Source organism: Photobacterium sp. BZF1 (assembly GCF_014349205.1).
Taxonomy (GTDB): domain Bacteria; phylum Pseudomonadota; class Gammaproteobacteria; order Enterobacterales; family Vibrionaceae; genus Photobacterium.
Genome location: NZ_JACSOF010000069.1, coordinates 14944 through 32743, shown reverse-complemented (window position 1 = coordinate 32743; position 17800 = coordinate 14944). Strand labels below are relative to the sequence as shown.

Annotated in this window: 16 protein-coding genes and 1 pseudogene; 10 read left to right on the top strand and 7 right to left on the bottom strand. The window is 52.2% G+C overall.

All coding sequences use genetic code 11. From position 1 onward, the window contains the following. Positions 1-98 precede the first annotated feature (98 nt). Positions 99-962 (bottom strand): TraB/GumN family protein, encoded by an 864-nt coding sequence (locus BIZ37_RS16310; RefSeq protein ID WP_187462365.1) that lies wholly within the window; start codon positions 960-962, stop codon positions 99-101. Positions 963-1112: 150 nt separating this feature from the next. Continuing rightward, a complete protein-coding gene (locus BIZ37_RS16305) occupies positions 1113-4076 on the bottom strand; it encodes a cation transporter (RefSeq protein ID WP_187462364.1) in 2964 nt (987 codons plus the stop codon). A gap of 141 nt (positions 4077-4217) precedes the next feature. Here BIZ37_RS16305 and cueR point away from each other — a divergent pair, with 141 nt between their 5' ends. Continuing rightward, positions 4218-4610, top strand: a complete 393-nt coding sequence (cueR, locus tag BIZ37_RS16300; RefSeq protein WP_107300583.1) for a Cu(I)-responsive transcriptional regulator — start codon at positions 4218-4220, stop codon at positions 4608-4610. Between the two features lie 83 nt (positions 4611-4693). Here the strand turns inward: cueR and BIZ37_RS16295 are convergent, their stop codons facing one another. From BIZ37_RS16295 to tesA, 3 genes are all read right to left on the bottom strand, one after another. After that, a complete protein-coding gene (locus BIZ37_RS16295; RefSeq protein WP_187462363.1) occupies positions 4694-5548 on the bottom strand; it encodes a co-chaperone YbbN in 855 nt (284 codons plus the stop codon). Positions 5549-6097: 549 nt separating this feature from the next. Continuing rightward, positions 6098-6937, bottom strand: coding sequence for an SDR family oxidoreductase (locus BIZ37_RS16290; protein WP_187462362.1), 840 nt, complete (start codon positions 6935-6937; stop codon positions 6098-6100). A gap of 23 nt (positions 6938-6960) precedes the next feature. Further along, on the bottom strand, positions 6961-7560 hold the full coding sequence (tesA, locus tag BIZ37_RS16285) for a multifunctional acyl-CoA thioesterase I/protease I/lysophospholipase L1 (protein WP_107300586.1): 600 nt from the start codon (positions 7558-7560) through the stop codon (positions 6961-6963). Here tesA and BIZ37_RS16280 point away from each other — a divergent pair. Then, a complete protein-coding gene (locus tag BIZ37_RS16280) occupies positions 7559-8233 on the top strand; it encodes an ABC transporter ATP-binding protein (protein WP_187462361.1) in 675 nt (224 codons plus the stop codon). The two genes, tesA and BIZ37_RS16280, sit on opposite strands and share 2 nt — an antisense overlap. Beyond that, positions 8230-10689 carry an ABC transporter permease gene (locus BIZ37_RS16275; protein ID WP_370577378.1) on the top strand — a complete coding sequence of 820 codons (2460 nt, stop codon included), beginning with the start codon at positions 8230-8232 and terminating at the stop codon, positions 10687-10689. The genes BIZ37_RS16280 and BIZ37_RS16275 overlap by 4 nt, the downstream gene beginning before the upstream one ends. A gap of 156 nt (positions 10690-10845) precedes the next feature. On the opposite strand, the gene BIZ37_RS16270 is transcribed toward BIZ37_RS16275, so the two are convergent. Then, the gene (locus BIZ37_RS16270) at positions 10846-11754 is read right to left on the bottom strand and encodes a TIGR01777 family oxidoreductase (protein WP_187462360.1); all 909 of its coding nucleotides are present in this window, start codon (positions 11752-11754) and stop codon (positions 10846-10848) included. 218 nt (positions 11755-11972) lie between these two features. Here BIZ37_RS16270 and BIZ37_RS16265 point away from each other — a divergent pair, with 218 nt between their 5' ends. The 6 genes from BIZ37_RS16265 (at position 11973) to focA (ending at position 16073) form a co-directional block, all read left to right on the top strand. After that, the gene (locus tag BIZ37_RS16265) at positions 11973-12707 is read left to right on the top strand and encodes a DUF1538 domain-containing protein (protein WP_187462359.1); all 735 of its coding nucleotides are present in this window, start codon (positions 11973-11975) and stop codon (positions 12705-12707) included. A 10-nt stretch (positions 12708-12717) separates the two neighbouring features. Continuing rightward, a complete protein-coding gene (locus tag BIZ37_RS16260) occupies positions 12718-13512 on the top strand; it encodes a DUF1538 domain-containing protein (protein WP_187462358.1) in 795 nt (264 codons plus the stop codon). After that, positions 13502-13852, top strand: coding sequence for a P-II family nitrogen regulator (locus BIZ37_RS16255; protein ID WP_107300592.1), 351 nt, complete (start codon positions 13502-13504; stop codon positions 13850-13852). Before BIZ37_RS16260 ends, BIZ37_RS16255 begins: the two co-directional genes overlap by 11 nt. After that, entirely contained in the window at positions 13849-14256 is a 408-nt protein-coding gene (locus tag BIZ37_RS16250; RefSeq protein WP_107300593.1) for a CBS domain-containing protein, read from the top strand. The genes BIZ37_RS16255 and BIZ37_RS16250 overlap by 4 nt, the downstream gene beginning before the upstream one ends. A gap of 76 nt (positions 14257-14332) precedes the next feature. Then, positions 14333-14881 (top strand): phosphodiesterase, encoded by a 549-nt coding sequence (gene yfcE / locus BIZ37_RS16245; protein WP_187462357.1) that lies wholly within the window; start codon positions 14333-14335, stop codon positions 14879-14881. Positions 14882-15227: 346 nt separating this feature from the next. Then, positions 15228-16073: a formate transporter FocA gene (focA, locus tag BIZ37_RS16240; protein WP_107300595.1), complete on the top strand. Its 846-nt coding sequence runs from the start codon at positions 15228-15230 to the stop codon at positions 16071-16073. A 126-nt stretch (positions 16074-16199) separates the two neighbouring features. Here the strand turns inward: focA and BIZ37_RS16235 are convergent, their stop codons facing one another. Next, positions 16200-17522, bottom strand: coding sequence for an anaerobic C4-dicarboxylate transporter (locus tag BIZ37_RS16235; RefSeq protein ID WP_187462356.1), 1323 nt, complete (start codon positions 17520-17522; stop codon positions 16200-16202). A 53-nt stretch (positions 17523-17575) separates the two neighbouring features. On the opposite strand from BIZ37_RS16235, the pseudogene BIZ37_RS30665 reads away from it, so the two are divergent. Continuing rightward, positions 17576-17701: pseudogene (locus tag BIZ37_RS30665) on the top strand (hypothetical protein); the annotation flags it as partial. Positions 17702-17800 lie beyond the last annotated feature (99 nt).

The window sequence follows — 17800 nt, the reverse complement described above, 5'->3', positions numbered from 1 at the left end:
GCCTACAGCGAAAGTCCGGGACGCGTAGTTTGGGGCTTTTTTCATTTCTGACGTCGGTGAATAGCGCAGTTTGTTAGCGCATCTCCACCACCACGCCATTAACTGCATGACGCTTGTTTACTTTGGCTCAGTTGCTTGATTGAAAAGCCTTTTTGCCTGAGCAATTCAGGTAGCCCTTCCTCTCCCAATAGATGCATCGCCCCAACGACTATCAGGAACTTTCCTTGCTGGTAGGTAGGATCCCCAATCAGTTTATCCGCCCAGTCGTGGTTGCGATCGACGATTAGGGCTGCATCGGTATCGTCGTCATACTGGCTTTCGTCAAACAGGGTATCAAGCTGTGCTTGGTCGCCGGCTTGCCATGCATCGATCAGGCAAGAAAGCTGGCCTGCCATTTCGTCCCATTCATTGACCGTGGCCATCAGTAGGTTTTTGCCATGATCGTCCAGTTGCTCCATCAAGCGCAGTTGCTTTTCGATGCTTTCAAGTTCGAGTATTGGTAATTGGCTGGCCTGGGCTCGTTTGAGTAGGGTGATATCTATCCCCCTGTCTGGGCTAAGGCCTGCTTGTTCAGCCATTTTCATCTGCAAGCTGATTGCAGCCAGCCAGGGTGGGGAGCTTAGCAGTGGTGAGGAAGATAAACCGGCGAGTTTGGCGGTCGCGGCTAAAGATTGTTTTTCAGTGTCTGTTAACACCTCGGCGGTGGTTGCGACGGTTGGGTTGAGCTGCGCCGAGCTTGGCTTGAGGATGTTGGCTTCAACCACAAGGGCATCGGCACTTTCCCAATGGGAAGTAAACGCCGTTGGCAGCGGGTAGAAACCGTCGTCGCCGGCATGGATGGAGCCGAGGATGATAAATTGGCGGTGGGCATCTTGGGCTTGCCAAACTAAAGGTTCGGCTACCAAGCTGGTCGTGATGAAGGGCAGCAGTAAGGCTGCCCGGGTGAAGAGTGCTTTGAGCATAATGATCCTGTGGGCTGAAATAACCAGATATCTAATTGTTATATCAGCTCACTATAGGATCGGATAGGGCTAAAGAGTTACTTTTTAGGCTGGAGCCAGAACCACCAGACAATAAAGGCAATGGCAAGGAACCCAATGATAGCGACCATATTAATTCTCCGTCTGTGGCTGTGAGTGGGACTTTACGGTTTGCCTTTCTTCACCGTCAGGCTTGAACAGCCTCAAGCGGTTAGCATTGCTGACCACGGTGATGGAAGACAGTGCCATGGCTGCCCCCGCGACAACCGGGCTGAGCAATGCGCCCGTAAACGGGAACAGGATACCGGCCGCGACAGGGATGCCTAAGGTGTTATAGACAAAGGCCCCAAACAGGTTTTGCTTCATATTGCGCAGGGTGGCTCTGGAAAGCTGCAGCGCATCAGGTACGCCATGAAGGGAGTGGCGGACCAGCGTCAGTTGGGCGCTTTCTATTGCTACATCGCTGCCGCTGCCCATCGCGATACCGATATCGGCCTGGGCCAGTGCGGGCGCATCATTGATGCCGTCTCCGACCATGGCCACTCGCTTGCCTTGGGCCTGGATTTTCTCCACTTCGCTAGCCTTGCCATCAGGCAACACACCTGCAATGACATGTTCGATACCCGCTTGCTTGGCGATGGCATTCGCTGTAGCTGGGACATCACCCGTCAACATGATCACATCCAGCCCCATGTTCTTCAGGCGCTTGATAGCGGCAACCGAATCATGGCGGATAGGGTCGCTAACGGCCAGTAAACCAGCCAGTAGGCCGTCGACGGCGACATAGATTGGGGTCGCACCTTGCTCGCTGGCACTGTCAGTGGCTTGCTGGGCTTGGTCAATATCAATCTGGTGTTGAGCCATCAGCTTCTGGTTGCCCAGCAGGACAGTGTGGCCCAACACTTCACCACTGATGCCATAGCCGGGTTGGGCTTGGAAGTTCTGTTGCGGCTCTAGGCTAAGGGCTTCGGCTTTGGCGGCGTTGACAATGGCTGTTGCCAGCGGGTGCTCGGAGCCTTGCTCGAGGCTAGCTGCCAAGGTCAGCAATTGGCCTTTGTTGAAGCTGTTGTAACAGTTGCTGCTGACAAGGGCAGGTTTACCTTCGGTAAGAGTGCCGGTTTTATCCAGCACAACAGTATCGACATCGGCTGCAATTTGCAGCGCTTCGGCGTTGCGGATCAGCACACCGTATTCAGCCGCACGACCAACCCCGACGGTGACCGACATTGGGGTGGCAAGGCCCAGTGCACAAGGGCATGCGATGATCAGCACTGTTGTTGCCGTTACCAGCATATACACCGATGAAGGATCCGGCCCGAAGTAGTACCAAATCATGGCGGTAACGATGGCGATGATCATGACGGCAGGCACAAAAATGGCTGAAATGGTATCGGCCAGCCGGGCCAAGGCCGGTTTGCTGCTTTGCGCTTGGCGTACTAAATCGATAATCCTTGCAAGCATGGTATCGCGGCCAATTTTCTCTGCCGTAAACAATAAGCTACCATGTTGGTTGATGGTACCTGCATGGAGGGTATCGCCTGTTTTCTTGTTGGCCGGGATCGGCTCTCCGGTCAGCATAGACTCATCGATATAGCTCTGGCCTTCGAGGATGGTGCCATCAACCGGGACTTTAGCGCCGGGATGGAGGCGCAGCACCATACCGGTACGGACATCAGCAAGCGGCACTTCGCGCTCTTCGCCATTGTCGACAATGATGGCAGTTTGAGGCTGTAAATCCATCAGCTGTTCTAGCGCTTTGGAGGTCCGGCTCCGGGCGCGGGCTTCAAGGGCGTGTCCCAACGTGATCAGGCCTAGGATCATTGCCGATGCCTCGAAGTAGACATGGCGGGCTTGCATCGGTAGCAAATCGGGCACGAGCACAACGAAAGTTGAATACAGCCATGCTGCGCCGGTACCCAGCGCGACAAGGGTGTCCATGGTTGCCCGGTGGTGTTTGAACGCTTTCCAGGCATTGACGAAGAAGTGCTTGCCGACGGTAGCCAACAAAACCAGGGTGATGATCCCGACCACACCCCAGCCGATTTGGTCAGCCCGGGACGCTATCATCATGCTGCCACCGAAAACGCCCCATGCCATCAATGGCCCACCGACAGCCAGCGCGATATAAGCATTCTTGATGTGTTGGCGGTATACCTTCTCATTCTGTGCCTGTTGGCGTTGGCGCCGGGTCAGTTCGTCTTCGGATAATTCAGCTTGGTACCCTGCGTCTTCAACCGCTTGGATGATCTCATTGCTTGGGGCATTACCGCTTACCAACGCCGTCCGCTCAGCCAAATTGACACTGGTGGATGAAACGCCGGGTACGCTGAGAATCGCTTTCTCGACTGAGCTGACGCAACTGGCACAGGTCATCCCTGATAAGATGAACTGCAGTGAGGTCGCTTCGTTATCCGACATTTCCCCCTTGTCGTGAGGTACATCAGCAGTGGCTTTGCCTGAAACGGTTTCAGCCTTGTCGCTAGTGGTGGTTTTGCTTGTAGGTGCGGCGCCAAACCCAACCGATTCAATCAAGCCGATAACCTCAGCCTGCGCCAGCGAGGTTTTAACGCTGGCATGGGTTTTGCCCACCGAGAAACTGTCGATATCGGCATGTTCTTTGAGTAAGGCTTCGACTTTGGCGACACATTTACCACAGCTTAGGCCGGACAAGGAGAGCTCATAGGTAGTCGGCGTCACTGCTGGTTGCTCTGTATGATCAGAAGGTACAGTGAAACCGAGAGATTCAATTAACTCAATTAATTTTGCTTCAGGTAGCGTACCCGTTGCCGTTAGCTCTGTTTTGCTGACATCAGAAGAGAAAATTTCAGGTTGGCTGTCCAGCGCTTCCTTGACCTTACGTACACACTTGCAGCATGACAGGCCTGCTAGTGGTAGCTGGTATTGATAACCTGCTTCATAGCCAAGCTGGGAAATGGCATCGATTGCTGCCAAAGGGGCAAAGGTGCCCTGCAGGTTAGCTTGCTCGGTATTGACGTCGACAGACTCGACGCCCGGTAATTCTGTGAGGGCCGCTTTGATTTTGTTCGCGCAGTTCATGCATCGTACTTTTCGTAGCGGTAGGGTTAACTCGACCATTTTGAAGCCTTACTGATAAGACAGTTTGATTCATTTAAGGTAATCATAAAGCTTCCATCAACTGGAAGGTCAATACATTTTGAATACCACCGAGAAAAGCAATAGAATGACGCTAACCTTCCATTAACTGTAAGGCTGAGTATGAATATCAGTGAAGTGTCCCAGCAGACTGGGCTGACGACTAAGACCATCCGGTTTTACGAAGACAAGGGCATTATTTCACCGCCGGGCAGGGCGGCGAACGGTTACCGCCAATACAGTGCCAAACATATCGATGAACTTCACCTGATCCGGCGTTCGCGCTTGGTGGGCTTTACCCTTGATGAAGGCCGTGAGTTGTTGGCATTTTCCCGTGATCCTCAACGACGTAGTGCCGATGTCAAAGCCAAGGCAGAGCAAAAGCTGGTGGAGATTGATGAGAAGATCAAAGAGCTGCTGGAAATGAAGCAAACCTTGGAAACTTTGACCAAGCAGTGCCCGGGCGATGAGGGGGCAAGTTGCCCGATCATTGAAGGGCTGTGTCGGCATGGATAATGCCCTCACAAGATAACCTTCCTCCCATGAAAAAAGGCAGGGATAACCCTGCCTTCTCAAGTTTGCCGATTAAACCCGTTCGCTTAGTAAAGCAGTGAGTATAGCTGGCGGCGGTATTTACTGGCGACAGCATTACCTTGGCCAAGTGCAGCCAGGATGTCCATCATGGTTTTCTTGGCGCCACCATCGGCAAAGTTCATGTCTTTTCGAAGCAGGCCGATAAGTAGTTCCAATGCCTCTTCCGCACGTTCAACTTGGCTGTATTGTACGGCAAGCTCAAAGGCAATTTCGTTGTTGCCAGGTTCCGCGGCCAGTTTCTCTTCTAACAGGCGGATTTCCGGCGAATCGCTGGCTTGTTGGTGTAGCTCTAGTTTTGCCATCAATCCTTTGTACTTGGCATCTTGATCTTGCATCGGAATGGTTGCAAGTAGGGTTTCTGCCTCATCGTATTGAGACGTTCCTAGCAGGCATTCGGCAAGAGCGAGGTTGATCACGCTGTTTTGGGTGAATTGGGTCGCCAACTCACGCAGTACCGGCAATGCTTCGTTATATTGTTGGTTGTCGACTTGCTCCAGTGCCGCTTTCAGCGCCAGTTCCTCTGGGCTTGGCAGGTGTTTGGCCAACATTTCCATCAGGCTTTGCTCGGTCTGCGGACCGGCTGCGCCATCAACCGGTTGGCCATTTTTGAATACGGCAACGGTTGGCAAGCTGCGAACGCCAAACTGGCCTGCGACCATTGGCTGGGCTTCACAGTTAAGGGTCGCCAGGGTGACTTGGCCTTGGTAGGACGCCGCCAGCTTTTCCAAGATTTGGTTGACTTCGGCCGTCTCAGGCATAGAAGGGGCCCAGAAACTGATCACCACTGGGGTTTGCATCGATTGCTCGATCACCTGTTGCAGATTCTGTTCGTTCAGTTCGATGGCTAGTTGGTCATACATGGGTTTATCTTCACTCCCTGGACTTTTGAAAAAGCGCGTAGGCCATAAATTTCTTCGTTGTGATAGTTATGGGGGGGAAGGCGAGGATTTTCAAGGTGAAACAGTGAGAAGGTGATGGTCGTGGCTAAATAGGGATACGCTGGCGCTGTCGAAACAAATAAAAATGGAGAGCCCGGCTCTCCATTTTTATTGAAACGTCAACAGCAATGCGAGTGTCACACACACGCAAAGGATATTTATTTGGCGTAATGTCATTGTCACACCTTTCTTTATTCTTTATCGGAACGGTTACAGGGAAATTAAAGGTCGGTAGGGAACAACCTCAATTTACACTACAAGCTTAACCGTGCTGTGTGACACAAATATGACATTTCTTGTTTTTTTTGGCGGAAACGCTGCTTCCGCCGGCCTATTCAGTGTTTTTTCAGGTTTGTTGGTCCCCAGTGGTGCTTTTTTGATCTCGGTTATTGGTAAGTGACTTATTTTGCTGTGTATTTATTGAGCGCCATTCGCCAGTGTTATGTTTGGGGCGATGGCTAATTCAGTTTATTAATCACTTTTGACCAACAGGGAATCGAGTAACCGGGTAGGCAAAATACGGCGCAGGAAACCAAAGATATAAGTGGGCTGTGTAACGTAGTATCTGGCCTTTGGCTCTGCGGTTCCCATAATGGCTTGTAATGGCTTCAACACCGCTTCCGGGCCTAGGGTGAATTTGCTTGACGGCGAGTCTTTACCTAATCGGTCTAGCGTATTTTGGTAACTGGTTTGGTGGCGTGAGTTGCCCTTATCAATATATTGCTCGAATTTTGCCTTGGCATTGGCCCTGAACTGGCTCTCAATCGGGCCGGGTTCGATCAAGCTGACCTTGATTGGGGTGTTGCTCAGTTCGAGGCGTAGAGTATCGGTATAGCCTTCTAGGGCAAATTTACTGGCGTTGTAGGCGCCACGGTACTTCATGGCAACTAGGCCCAGTACCGAGCTGTTCTGGACAATTTTACCGTTGCCTTGGGCCAGCATCACTGGGATAACCAATCGGGTTAGGTGGTGCCAGCCAAACAGGTTGCTTTCAAATTGCTGGCGTAGGGCTTGGGTTGGTAAGTCTTCCAGCGCGCCTGGTTGGCCGTAGGCGGCATTGTTGAACAAAACATCCAGAGTGCCTCCAGCGATTGCCAGCGCATCGGCAAACCCTTGCTCGATTGAGGTTTCGTTGTCCATGTCCATCAGCACACAGTGCAGGCCTTCGTCCTGTAGGCGCTTGACATCATCTTGTTGCCGGCAACTAGCGATAACCTTGTGGCCTTGCTGGTGCAGTGTTTTCGCACAGTAATAACCGATGCCGCTGCTGCAGCCGGTGATCAGGATTCGGAGCGGGTTTGTTGCCGTCATTGAGGGCATCCTTGTCAGTTGAATTAAAGGTGTGGGGCAAGCTCTTTGGCCATGAAATCTGCTATCCACGGCTGGGCATCAGGCTTGGGATGCAGGCCGTCATCCATCATCCATTCCTGCTTGAGGATAATGTGCTCGAGGAAAAAGGGCAGCAATGGGATCTCCAGTTGCTCACTGATATCTTGATACACTTTTGCGAACTGGTCGCTATAGCGCTTGCCGTAGTTTGGCGGTACAAATATCTGCATCAGCAGCGGGTAAGCACCTGCTTGCTCGATCTCAGTGATCATCTCACTGAGATTATTGCGTATAGTTGTAGGAGGAAATCCTCTGAGCCCGTCGTTGGCGCCCAACTCAATCAAGACGAAATCGGGTTGGTGTTGCTCGAGTAGGCGGGGAAGCCGAGCCATCCCATTGCCTGTGGTGTCGCCGGAGATACTGGCGTTGACCACAGTGACATCATGGCCATATTTTTCAAGCTCAGCATCCAGTAGGTTCGGCCAACTTTGTTCGGCCTGCATCTGGTAACCGGCACTGAGGCTATCGCCCAGTACCATCAGTTTGGCCGCGAGGGCGTGCTGAGTGAAAACAAGAAAAAAGATTACTGAAAGGAATCGCATCATGTCTACATCCGTGATTAAAGCTATATCAGTGTCCAAGCAGGTGACGACAGCATCATCGTCGCTCACCATTTTGCAGGATGTTTCGCTCGAGGTCGAGCAGGGCGAGGCAATTGCCTTGGTGGGAGTTTCAGGGGCGGGCAAGTCGACGCTGATGACCTTGCTGGCCGGACTTGATATCCCAAGCCAAGGTAGCATTGAGTTGCTAGGCAAGCCATTGGCTGCCATGGATGACGAGGCGCGGGCGGCACTGCGAAGTGACAGCATCGGCTTCGTATTCCAAAGCTTTTTGCTGATCCCGTCGTTGTCGGCTCTGGAGAACGTGATGTTACCTGCCATCATCAAGGGAGAGGAAGCCGATGAAGGGCGGGCACGCGAGCTGCTTGAAAAAGTCGGGTTAGACGGTAGGGAAGTTCACCTACCGGCACAGCTATCAGGGGGGGAGCAGCAACGTGTAGCTCTAGCTAGGGCATTTATGACCCGGCCCAAGGTGCTGTTTGCCGACGAGCCGACCGGTAACCTGGACCAGCATACTGCAGCCAATATCATCGAGCTGCTGTTTGCCCTCAACCGCGATCACGGCACTACCTTAGTACTGGTGACCCATGATCCCCAGCTAGCCCAGCGTTGTGACCGGACCTTGACACTTGAAAGTGGGAGTTTGGTAGCCGCATGACTGAAATGACAGAAATCCAATCCGATTCCCCGGCTACCAACCGTTCGATGCTGCTCAAGTGGAGCTGGCGCGAACTTTGGCATGGCCAGTTATGGCCGGTCGCCGTGGCCCTAACACTGATCATCGCCTGTGTGTTTGCCTTAGCGGCCCTGGTAGTGAGGGTTGAGAAGATCATGGTCGATCAGGGTCGATCCATGATTGCGGCCGATTTGGTCTTCCGCTCGGCCAACCCGGTTGAACAACCGACTGTGGACAAGGCGGAGCAGCTTGGGTTGGTCGTCTCCCAACAGGTACGCTTCGGGACCATGGCTTTCAGTGATGAAGCCATGCAGCTTGTCAGTGTCAAAAGCGTTGAGAGTGACTTCCCGCTAAGGGGGGAGCTTGAGCTGAAAAGCCCGTCCGGTATCCACCATCAGGTGCAGCCCGGTGAGTTATGGCTCGCGGAGCGGTTATTTGATCTGTTGAAGGTCCAACCCGGAGATGTCTTGGCTATTGGTGATGCCGAGCTCAAGGTTAGCGGGACAATCGTCCAGGAGCCGGAGCTGTCGTTCAATCCGTTCAGCCAAATGCCGGCCGTGCTCATTCATGCCGATGACCTGGATAACACCGGGGCAATCCAGCCGGGTAGCCGAGTCCAATACCGGGCTTACTTCACTGGTGCAGATAGCCAGCTCAAAGCATTGCAGCAGCAAGTCGAACTTGAGCCGGGACAGCGCTGGTTGAGTGAAACTTCACAAGGGCGAACGGGTGATGTGATTGAAAAAGCCCGCCAGTACCTGTCGTTGACGCTAATTTTGGTGATCTTGATGGCGACTGCCACCTTGGTGCTGACTTGTATGCATTATGCCTCGACCCGGACCGAGGTTGTGGCAATGATGAAAAGTTTGGGGGCGAGCAAGAACTGGTTGTGGCAATGGTTGGCCCGCCAGCTCGGTATGCTATTTGGTCTTGCACTGATCGCAGGGGTAGCGATTGGTGCTTTGTTGGAGTATTTGCTGCGGGTGCCTTTGGTGGATGTATTGCCCGATCCCTTGCCGGGGATTGGCTTTACGCCGCTGGTTGTAAGTGTACTCGTTGCCTTGCTGGTTGCGATCCCGGGCATGGGCATTCCGCTATTAAAGCTGGTGGATGCGCCTGCTATCTCGGTAATACAGCGAATGGATAGCTGGAAAACCAGCAACAAGGGGTATGCTCTGGCCCTATTGCCATTGGTGGCAGGGTTGCTGTGGCTGGGAAACAATGGGTTGATGTGGCTGACCTTGTTGGGATTAGCGGCAATCCTTGTCATTCTTGCCGTGGTGGGTGTCTCTATTGTCAGGGGGCTCAAGCGGGGCCGCTGGGGGCCAGCGATTACCTTGGCGCTGAGCCGGATCAACCGCAGCCCGATGGCGACCGGGGCCCAGTTGGCCGCCCTGACTAGCTCATTGATGCTGCTGACAGTGATTTGGCTGCTTCGCTCTGATCTGTTGGCTGACTGGCAACAAACCCTTCCGGCAGACGCACCGAATGTGTTTGCCTTGAATATCAGCCCAGAGCAGCAAGGGGAGTATCTCAACTATCTGGATCAGCAGAGTGTGATGCGATCCGATAGCTATCCGGTGATCCGTGGTCGGATAACCCATATCAATGATGAGGATTTGCTCGAGCGCTCCCTGCAGGGAGATAGGCAGGATCGCGATGAATCATTGCGTCGTGAGCTTAACCTTACCTGGCGTGATTCTATTCCTGTACATAACGAGGTGATAGCCGGGGAGTGGCAAGCAACCAATGGGGTATCGGTAGAATCCGGTATTGCCGAACGTTTGGGGATTGGCTTGGGGGATACCCTCGCTTTCAATGTCAACAGCCAGCCGTTCAGTGCTAGGGTCACGAGTATCCGCGATGTTGAATGGCGCAATATGCGGCCAAACTTCTATTTTATATTCACCCCCGATGTGGTGGCCGAGTTGCCAGCGACTTGGTTGGTGAGTTTCCGTATTGAAGCCGACCAGCAGGATGTTATTAACCAGCTTGGCCGAGACTACCCAACTGTTACTTTGATGGACTTGCGCACTATGGCAACCCGTATCCAGGGCATCATGCAGCAGGTCTCTTTGTCCCTGTCGGTGCTGGCCGGTTTAGGTGTGGTCAGTGGCCTGTTGCTGGTGATGACCTTACTGCGCCTGAGCTTGGCCCAGCGCCGGGACGAAATCCGTTTATACCGGACATTGGGTGCCAGCCGCAAAAGAGTCTCGGCTACGGTGTGGGGCGAATATGGCATTATGGCCTTGCTGGCAGGTGTGATGGCGGCGGCCGGTGCTGAAGCTGTCGTTGCGGCTTTGGTCAAATGGGGCTTTGAACTGCCGGTAAGCTGGCACCCGGGAATGTGGCTGGTTGTGCCGATGCTGTCGTTGTTGCTGGTGGTTGTGATTATCCGCTCGATGATCAATAGCTTGTTGCAACCGGTGCGGGGCTAGGTAAAACGGTATCCAGTTATTGTGGTTTTTGAAGGCTTCCCGGTTACGCTTACCGGGGAGCCTTTTTTGTAGAATTTGGTCTGTATTCACAAGGGCGGTGATGGAAGGTCAGCCGGAAACAAGATCACCTTGAAGTATTATCACTTTGAAAAACTATCACCTGGAAACAATGTCACCCAGTGCCACCTCAATGGTTGTGTATTGAAAGCCATAGCCGAGATCTTCGAGCTTCTTCGGTATAGCCCGTTGGCCTTCAAGTAACAACGAGGCCGCTTCGCCAAGGGCCAGCTTGAGCACGAAAGCCGGGGTGAAAAAAAGGTGGGGGCGTCGCAGCGCTTTGGCTAACGCTTGGCTAAATAGCTTATTGGTGACGGGTTCTGGCGCAGTGAGGTTGAAAGCGCCCTTTGCCGTTGGCGTTTCCAGTAGGAACACTATGGCATCGACCATATCTTGAAGGTGGATCCAAGGCGTATATTGCGAGCCATTGCCAATCGGCCCGCCGAGGCCAAGTTGGTAGGGGGGAAGCATTTTTGCCAGGGCACCACCATGTTTCCCCAGCACAATACCGGTCCGGAGCAGGCAGACCCGGGTTTGCTCGCTCTCTGCACCGAGCGCAATCTCTTCCCAACGTTGGCAGACGTGGTGGGCAAAATCTTCGTGGTTGACATGATCACTGATGGCAAATGACTCGTCGATGACGGTGTCTTTCTGGTCGCCATAAATCCCTACTGCCGATCCGCTGATGAAGGTATGGGGCGGTTGACTGCCAGCTTGGATTTTTGCAGCTAACTGCTCTGTCAGGCCCCAGCGGCTATGGCAGATTTTCTTCTTTTGTTGCGGGCTCCAGCGTTTGTTGATGATCGGCTCACCGGCGAGGTTGATGACCGCATCAAAGTCATCAAGGTTATCGAATGGGTCAAGGGAGTCGACGGTGTTAATCTTACCGCCTAGGTTTTGACTCGCTTTGGCCGGGTCACGGCTCAACACGGTGATATCATGTTGCTTGAGCGCATTGATCAAGGCCGAGCCGATAAACCCGGTTCCGCCGGTCACTAATATCTTCATACTTCTCCTTTTAGGCAATGCCTTTGCCCATATTGGTATGGCTCTCGGCATAAGTATAGCTAAACCAAAGGCTTGGTATCGCTAACTATCTTCTTTATGCCATCTTGTTATGTGGGCTAGCTCTCGTGTTGGCACATAAAAGCTGTGTCTATATCCGTTTGGGGAGTACCTTGAAGGTATACCCTTTTTTGATTACCGGGCGACAGCCAGGAGGTGGAATGTCGTTTGTACTCGCCCTGCTGAAATCCCTGCTTTCCAGTCTACGTGACTTATTGCCGATCATCTTAGTGATAGGCTTTTTCCAATTAGTGGTTCTGCAGCAACCAATGCCCCAGCTCGGCCCGATTCTGGTTGGCCTAGCCTTTGTTGTGATAGGTCTGACCCTGTTTGTATTCGGGCTGGAAATGGGATTGTTTCCAATCGGCGAGTCAATGGCACGCTCCTTTGCCAGTAAAGGAAGCGTATGGTGGCTACTGTGTTTCGCGTTCTGCCTAGGGTTTGGTACCACAATTGCCGAGCCTGCGCTTACTGCAGTGTCAGCAGAAGCCGCTAAGGTTGCTGCTAGAGGGGGGCTGATAGCGACAGATGCCAAAAGCCAACTGGACTATGCGACAGGATTGCGTTTGACGGTGGCTCTGTCGGTCGGTATTGCCATTATGCTCGGGGTGATACGTATTTTGAAAGGCTGGCCAATCCACTGGATGATCATCGGAGGCTACTTGCTCGTGATGATCATGACCTGGTTTGCCCCTCCAGCCATTGTCGGGATTGCCTATGACTCCGGTGGGGTGACGACATCGACCATTACCGTCCCGCTGGTGGCGGCGCTAGGGGTTGGGCTAGCCTCGTCGATAAAAGGCCGTAACCCGATAGTTGATGGTTTTGGCTTGATCGCTTTTGCCTCGCTGACACCGATGATATTTGTAATGGCCTACGGCATGCTGGTGCACTAGGAGGATTGGGATGACAGAGCTCAATGGGATTATTCCCCACTTTTTCTCCACTTTGCTGATGACAGTGCGAGATGTCATACCGATTGCCATTATTATTTTCGGTTTCCAGCTTGTCGTGTTGCGCCGCCCGGTCACCAACTGGCCTAGGGTCGCGCTAGGGTTCGTTTATGTCGTCATCGGCCTGTCATTTTTCCTGCTTGGCCTCGAACTGGCGCTATTCCCTCTAGGGGAGTCTATGGCAGCCCAACTGACAGCCATGGATTTCTTGTTCGATAGTGGGGAAGGGATCCCGGATGTTATTCCCTGGACCCAGTATTACTGGGTATACATTTTTGCCGCGGCCATCGGTTTTAGTACGACTATCGCTGAGCCTTCTTTGATTGCTGTGGCCATAAAAGCGAATCAGGTTTCGGGCGATACTATAAGTGTTAACGGCCTGCGTATCGCTGTTGCGCTCGGGGTCGCGGTGGGCATTGCCCTCGGCAGTTACCGGATTGTCGCCGGAGACCCGCTTCATTATTACATCTTGGCGGGGTACTGCGTGGTGGTGGTACAGACCTACTTTGCACCGAAGATGATTGTCCCCTTGGCCTATGACTCCGGCGGGGTAACAACATCGACGGTGACGGTACCTATAGTCACGGCATTAGGGCTGGGGTTGGCCTCCACTGTGCCGGGAAGAAACCCGATGCTCGATGGGTTTGGGCTCATTGCGTTTGCCAGCCTGTTTCCGATGATCACAGTGATGGCTTATGCCCAACTGTCGGCAAGACAGGCTAAGAGGAGAGAAGGAAATGCGATTTAAGTTGTTATTGGCCTTTGTAGAAGATGCGAAAACCGATGCCGTGTTGGATGCTGCGCGCAAAGCCGGGGCGACAGGGGCAACGGTGATCAACAATGCCCGCGGCGAAGGTTTGTACCAGAAAAAAACCTTTTTTGGCCTTGGGCTCGATGTCCAGCGGGATGTGATCTTGTTTGTGGTCGAGGAGCATCTGGCCAGGACGATTCTGGAAACCATCGAGCGGGTCGGGGATTTTGACTCTTCCTCTGGGCAAGGTATTGCTGTCCAGCTCGATGTCGAAGATGCGGTGGGGGTGGCCCACCAGGTTGAAACATTAACCAAAGTTGTTGAGGCGAAGCTATGAGTGATGACACCTTGGTCCGGGTACGGGATGTGATGATGGACACCTACGCGACGGTTGAAGGACTGACAACAGTGGCAGAGGCGATTCGTATTGCTAAACGAAAGCAAGTCAAAGCGTTGATCGTCAATAAGCGCAATGAAGACGATGAGTACGGGATTGTGCTAATGAACGATATTGCCAAAAAGGTGTTGGCGCTGGATCGTTCCCCCGAGCGGACCAATATCTATGAAATCATGACCAAGCCAGCTTTGTCGGTCAGTGCCACCATGGATGTCCGCTACTGTGCCCGCTTGTTTGAGCGTTTTGGTATCAGCCGCGCACCGGTCATCGAGAGTGGCCATATTATCGGTATGGTGAGCTATAACAACATCGTATTGAACGGCATGCTGCGGGAAGAATCGTAACGGTTAGTGCAATGGCATTGTCATAGGCTTAGGTGTAGGATCACAGGCATCCTGTACCAAAGAAAGATCTCCTGACATGAAATTGTTTTTTGCTTCTGATATCCACGGCTGTGCCGACAGCACCCGCCGTACTCTGGCAAAGTTCGAGCAGAGTGGTGCTGACCACCTGATCCTACTTGGCGACGTACTCAATCACGGTCCACGTAACGCACTACCTGCGGGCTACGCACCGATTGATGTGGCTGAGCAGTTGAACCAGCATGCCGAGAAGATCACCGCAGTACGTGGTAACTGCGACAGTGATGTTGATCAGATGCTGTTGGAATTCCCGATGATGGCAGACTACAACTTGGTACTGCTGCCAAATGGCCGCCGCCTGTTTCTGACCCACGGCCACCTTTACAACGCTGACAAGCACCCGCGCCTACGTGATGGTGACGTAGTGGTGTCAGGCCATACCCACCTTCCTGTTGCTGAAAAGAAAGGTGCCCTTTATGTCTATAATCCAGGTTCGGTGACGATTCCTCGTGGTGAGTATCAGGCCAGCTATGGCCTACTGGAAGACAATACGCTCAAGGTGCTCTCTTTTGATGATGAGATCATCTGCCAGGTTGAACTGGCGTAATTGAAAAATAATTCATCAAGTATCGAGAAGGCGGCTATTTAGCCGCCTTTTTTGATCTCGGTATATCTTGTTTGCAGCCTTAAGGCTGTGCATAAGATTCCACTGCTATGCACATGTGGGTATAAATGTAGTTGCAATGTGACGGCATGTTAGCGCGATTTGAATCTTTGGCGTACGGATTTGTTGCTCGATGTTTACAATATTTGTTGATTCGAAATATCCGAGCAATTCGTTCGTATATCTCGAATTATTGTTTTGGCGAACCCTTGAATATTTGTGTGATAAAAGTCACTATCCTCGCCTCCTTATTTTTGTGTATTTCAAGATGTGTCAGGTGCCAAACAATATGTGTCAGAATCAGTTTGATTCGTTATTACCGCCACAAATGGCGGAGAAAGCGGCCGAGGTAGGTGTAAGCAAGGCCACCAAAGATCCGATGAAGTCGTTGCTACTGGCGATCACCGCTGGGATGCATATTGGTATTGCGTTTGTGTTCTATACCACAGTTACTACTGGTGCCGGTGACATGCCGTGGGGGATGTCGCGTTTTATCGGTGGTTTGGCATTTAGCCTAGGCCTGATCCTGGTAGTAATCACCGGTGGCGAGCTGTTTACCAGTTCTGTGTTGACGCTTGTTGCCCGTGCAAGTGGAAAGATCAGCTGGAAGAGCCTGTGGCTCAACTGGGGCGTGGTGTATATCGGTAACCTTCTTGGTGCCCTGATGCTTGTTGCGATCATGCTGATGACCAAGCAGTACATGTCTGGCAGCGGTGCGGTCGGTATCAATGCGATGCAAATTGCCCAGCATAAGCTGCACCATGACTTCATGCAGGCCGTTGCCTTGGGCGTAATGTGTAATGTGCTGGTGTGTGTGGCGGTATGGATGACCTTCAGCGGCCGTACCCTGACAGATAAGATCCTGGTGATGATCCTACCGGTAGCGATGTTCGTTTCATCGGGCTTCGAGCACTGTATTGCCAACATGTTCCAGGTACCGATGGCTATTGGTATCAAGCACCTGGCCACTCCTGAATTTTGGCAGATGTCGGGCATGAACCCGGCGGATTTTGCCGACTTGACCCTTAGCAATTTTGTTATCAATAACCTGATCCCGGTGACACTGGGGAACATCATCGGTGGTGGTGTGTTTGTCGGTATGGGTTATTGGATTATCTACTTACGCAACAAGTAAGTGGGGAGTACCGTGTTCTACGTTTACTAGCTTGGTATTGAGTTAGTTTTTTATTTCTTGTGTTGATTCGAGTCTGACATGTTGGCCGCTACGGATGTAGCGGCCTTTTTTTATTTCGGGGTTGGCTTAGTTCACCATCATAGAGATGAAATAACCAATAATCGTTGCCGAACCCACACCAATAAAGCCTGGGATCATGAAGCTGTGGTTCAATACGTATTTACCGATTGCCGTAGTGCCCGAGCGGTCGAAGCTGATAGCAGCGAGATCACTTGGGTAGAACGGGAAGAAGAAGTAAGCGTAACACGCCGGTAGCACACCAATCAGTACTGCAGGGTCGATACCAAGGGCAAAACCAAGTGGCATCATAATAGTCAGCACGGCTGCCTGGCTCTTCAGGAACACAGACACGAAGAACATCGCAAAGGCAAAGGTCCATGGGTAAACGTTCACCATGCCGCTTACCAAGCCAACGAGGTACTCTTTATGGTGGCCGATAATCGTGTCACTGAACCATGCGATACCGAAGATGGTGATCACCGCGCTCATACCGGCAATAAATACGTTGCTGTTAACAATACGCTTAGGTGAAATCTTAGTGGTTAGCAGGATAACCGCACCGACCGATAGCATCATGAACTGGATAGCAACCGACATACCAACACCTTGCGGCAGTACCTGCTTGCTGAACAGGGCGATACCGACAACGGCAAGGATACCGAGCAAGAACACAGTAAGGCCCTTCTTCGCGGTACGCTCGTGCTCTGCTTCCTCTTCGGCAGAACCTTCCTGATCAGGATCAACCAGGCTGCTGCGGAACTCTTCGTCTTCAAGGCGTGCTTGGAATTCTGGATCTTTATCCAAGTCCTTACCGCGCTTCAAGCTCCATAGACAGGCAATCAACAGGCCGCCGAAGGTGGCTGGAATGGTAACCATCAAAACGTTGATGAGGTTGATATCGAGGTTGTTGTCCATCGCAGTTGCCATTACAACGGCAGCCGCCGCAGCGATTGGGCTGGCAGTAATACCCATTTGCGAAGCAACGGTGGCCATTGCCATCGGACGCTCAGGGCGGATACCTTTTTTATAGGCGACGTCATAGATAACAGGCAGTAGCGGGTAGACCGAGTGGCCGGTACCAACCAGTACTGTTAGTGAGTAAGTACAAATCGGGCCAAGGAATACCACATGCTCCGGGTGTTTACGAAGCAGGCGCTCGGCAAATTTAACCAGTAGCTTCAAGCCACCGGTGGCCTCAAGGGTGGCAGAGGCGGCAACCACTGCGAGGATGATAAGCATAACGCCGACAGGCGGTTGGCCCGGGGCGATGCCAAAAACAAATGTCATTACAGAGACGCCAAGGCCCCCGAGTAGACCAAAGGCGATACCGCCGTGGCGTATACCGATCAAAATGACAGCTAGCAGTAATAACAGGTGTATCCAGAACATTATTCCATTATCCTTGTTTCATATAAGTCAAAAACCGCTCGAACTTCTGCACTAAGTTCTTAACCTGGGTTTATAAACCATCAACTACGCCAAAAGTGGTATACAAGTTCCGAAAAAACATTCCGTTAACGAATAATCATACTCTTTATGTGGGTATTGTGAATTCGGTCACTATATGATGTCAGTTGCGTGAAAAAAGAAGGAATAAATATTCAGCGGGATATATAAGAAATTGATTTTATATGGGTAAAAAAATGCCCCGCAGTGCGGGGCATTGA

Excerpts from the sequence above, each read along its gene's own strand:
- focA (WP_107300595.1), top strand. The coding sequence starts at position 15,228 with ATGTGTCAGAATCAGTTTGATTCGTTATTACCGCCACAAATGGCGGAG.
- BIZ37_RS16235 (WP_187462356.1), bottom strand. The coding sequence starts at position 17,522 with ATGTTCTGGATACACCTGTTATTACTGCTAGCTGTCATTTTGATCGGT.
- BIZ37_RS16290 (WP_187462362.1), bottom strand. The coding sequence starts at position 6,937 with ATGACGGCAACAAACCCGCTCCGAATCCTGATCACCGGCTGCAGCAGC.
- BIZ37_RS16295 (WP_187462363.1), bottom strand. The coding sequence starts at position 5,548 with ATGTATGACCAACTAGCCATCGAACTGAACGAACAGAATCTGCAACAG.
- cueR (WP_107300583.1), top strand. The coding sequence starts at position 4,218 with ATGAATATCAGTGAAGTGTCCCAGCAGACTGGGCTGACGACTAAGACC.
- BIZ37_RS16310 (WP_187462365.1), bottom strand. The coding sequence starts at position 962 with ATGCTCAAAGCACTCTTCACCCGGGCAGCCTTACTGCTGCCCTTCATC.
- BIZ37_RS16305 (WP_187462364.1), bottom strand. The coding sequence starts at position 4,076 with ATGGTCGAGTTAACCCTACCGCTACGAAAAGTACGATGCATGAACTGC.
- BIZ37_RS16270 (WP_187462360.1), bottom strand. The coding sequence starts at position 11,754 with ATGAAGATATTAGTGACCGGCGGAACCGGGTTTATCGGCTCGGCCTTG.
- BIZ37_RS16280 (WP_187462361.1), top strand. The coding sequence starts at position 7,559 with ATGTCTACATCCGTGATTAAAGCTATATCAGTGTCCAAGCAGGTGACG.
- BIZ37_RS16255 (WP_107300592.1), top strand. The coding sequence starts at position 13,502 with ATGCGATTTAAGTTGTTATTGGCCTTTGTAGAAGATGCGAAAACCGAT.
- yfcE (WP_187462357.1), top strand. The coding sequence starts at position 14,333 with ATGAAATTGTTTTTTGCTTCTGATATCCACGGCTGTGCCGACAGCACC.
- BIZ37_RS16275 (WP_370577378.1), top strand. The coding sequence starts at position 8,230 with ATGACTGAAATGACAGAAATCCAATCCGATTCCCCGGCTACCAACCGT.
- BIZ37_RS16260 (WP_187462358.1), top strand. The coding sequence starts at position 12,718 with ATGACAGAGCTCAATGGGATTATTCCCCACTTTTTCTCCACTTTGCTG.
- BIZ37_RS16265 (WP_187462359.1), top strand. The coding sequence starts at position 11,973 with ATGTCGTTTGTACTCGCCCTGCTGAAATCCCTGCTTTCCAGTCTACGT.
- BIZ37_RS16250 (WP_107300593.1), top strand. The coding sequence starts at position 13,849 with ATGAGTGATGACACCTTGGTCCGGGTACGGGATGTGATGATGGACACC.
- tesA (WP_107300586.1), bottom strand. The coding sequence starts at position 7,560 with ATGATGCGATTCCTTTCAGTAATCTTTTTTCTTGTTTTCACTCAGCAC.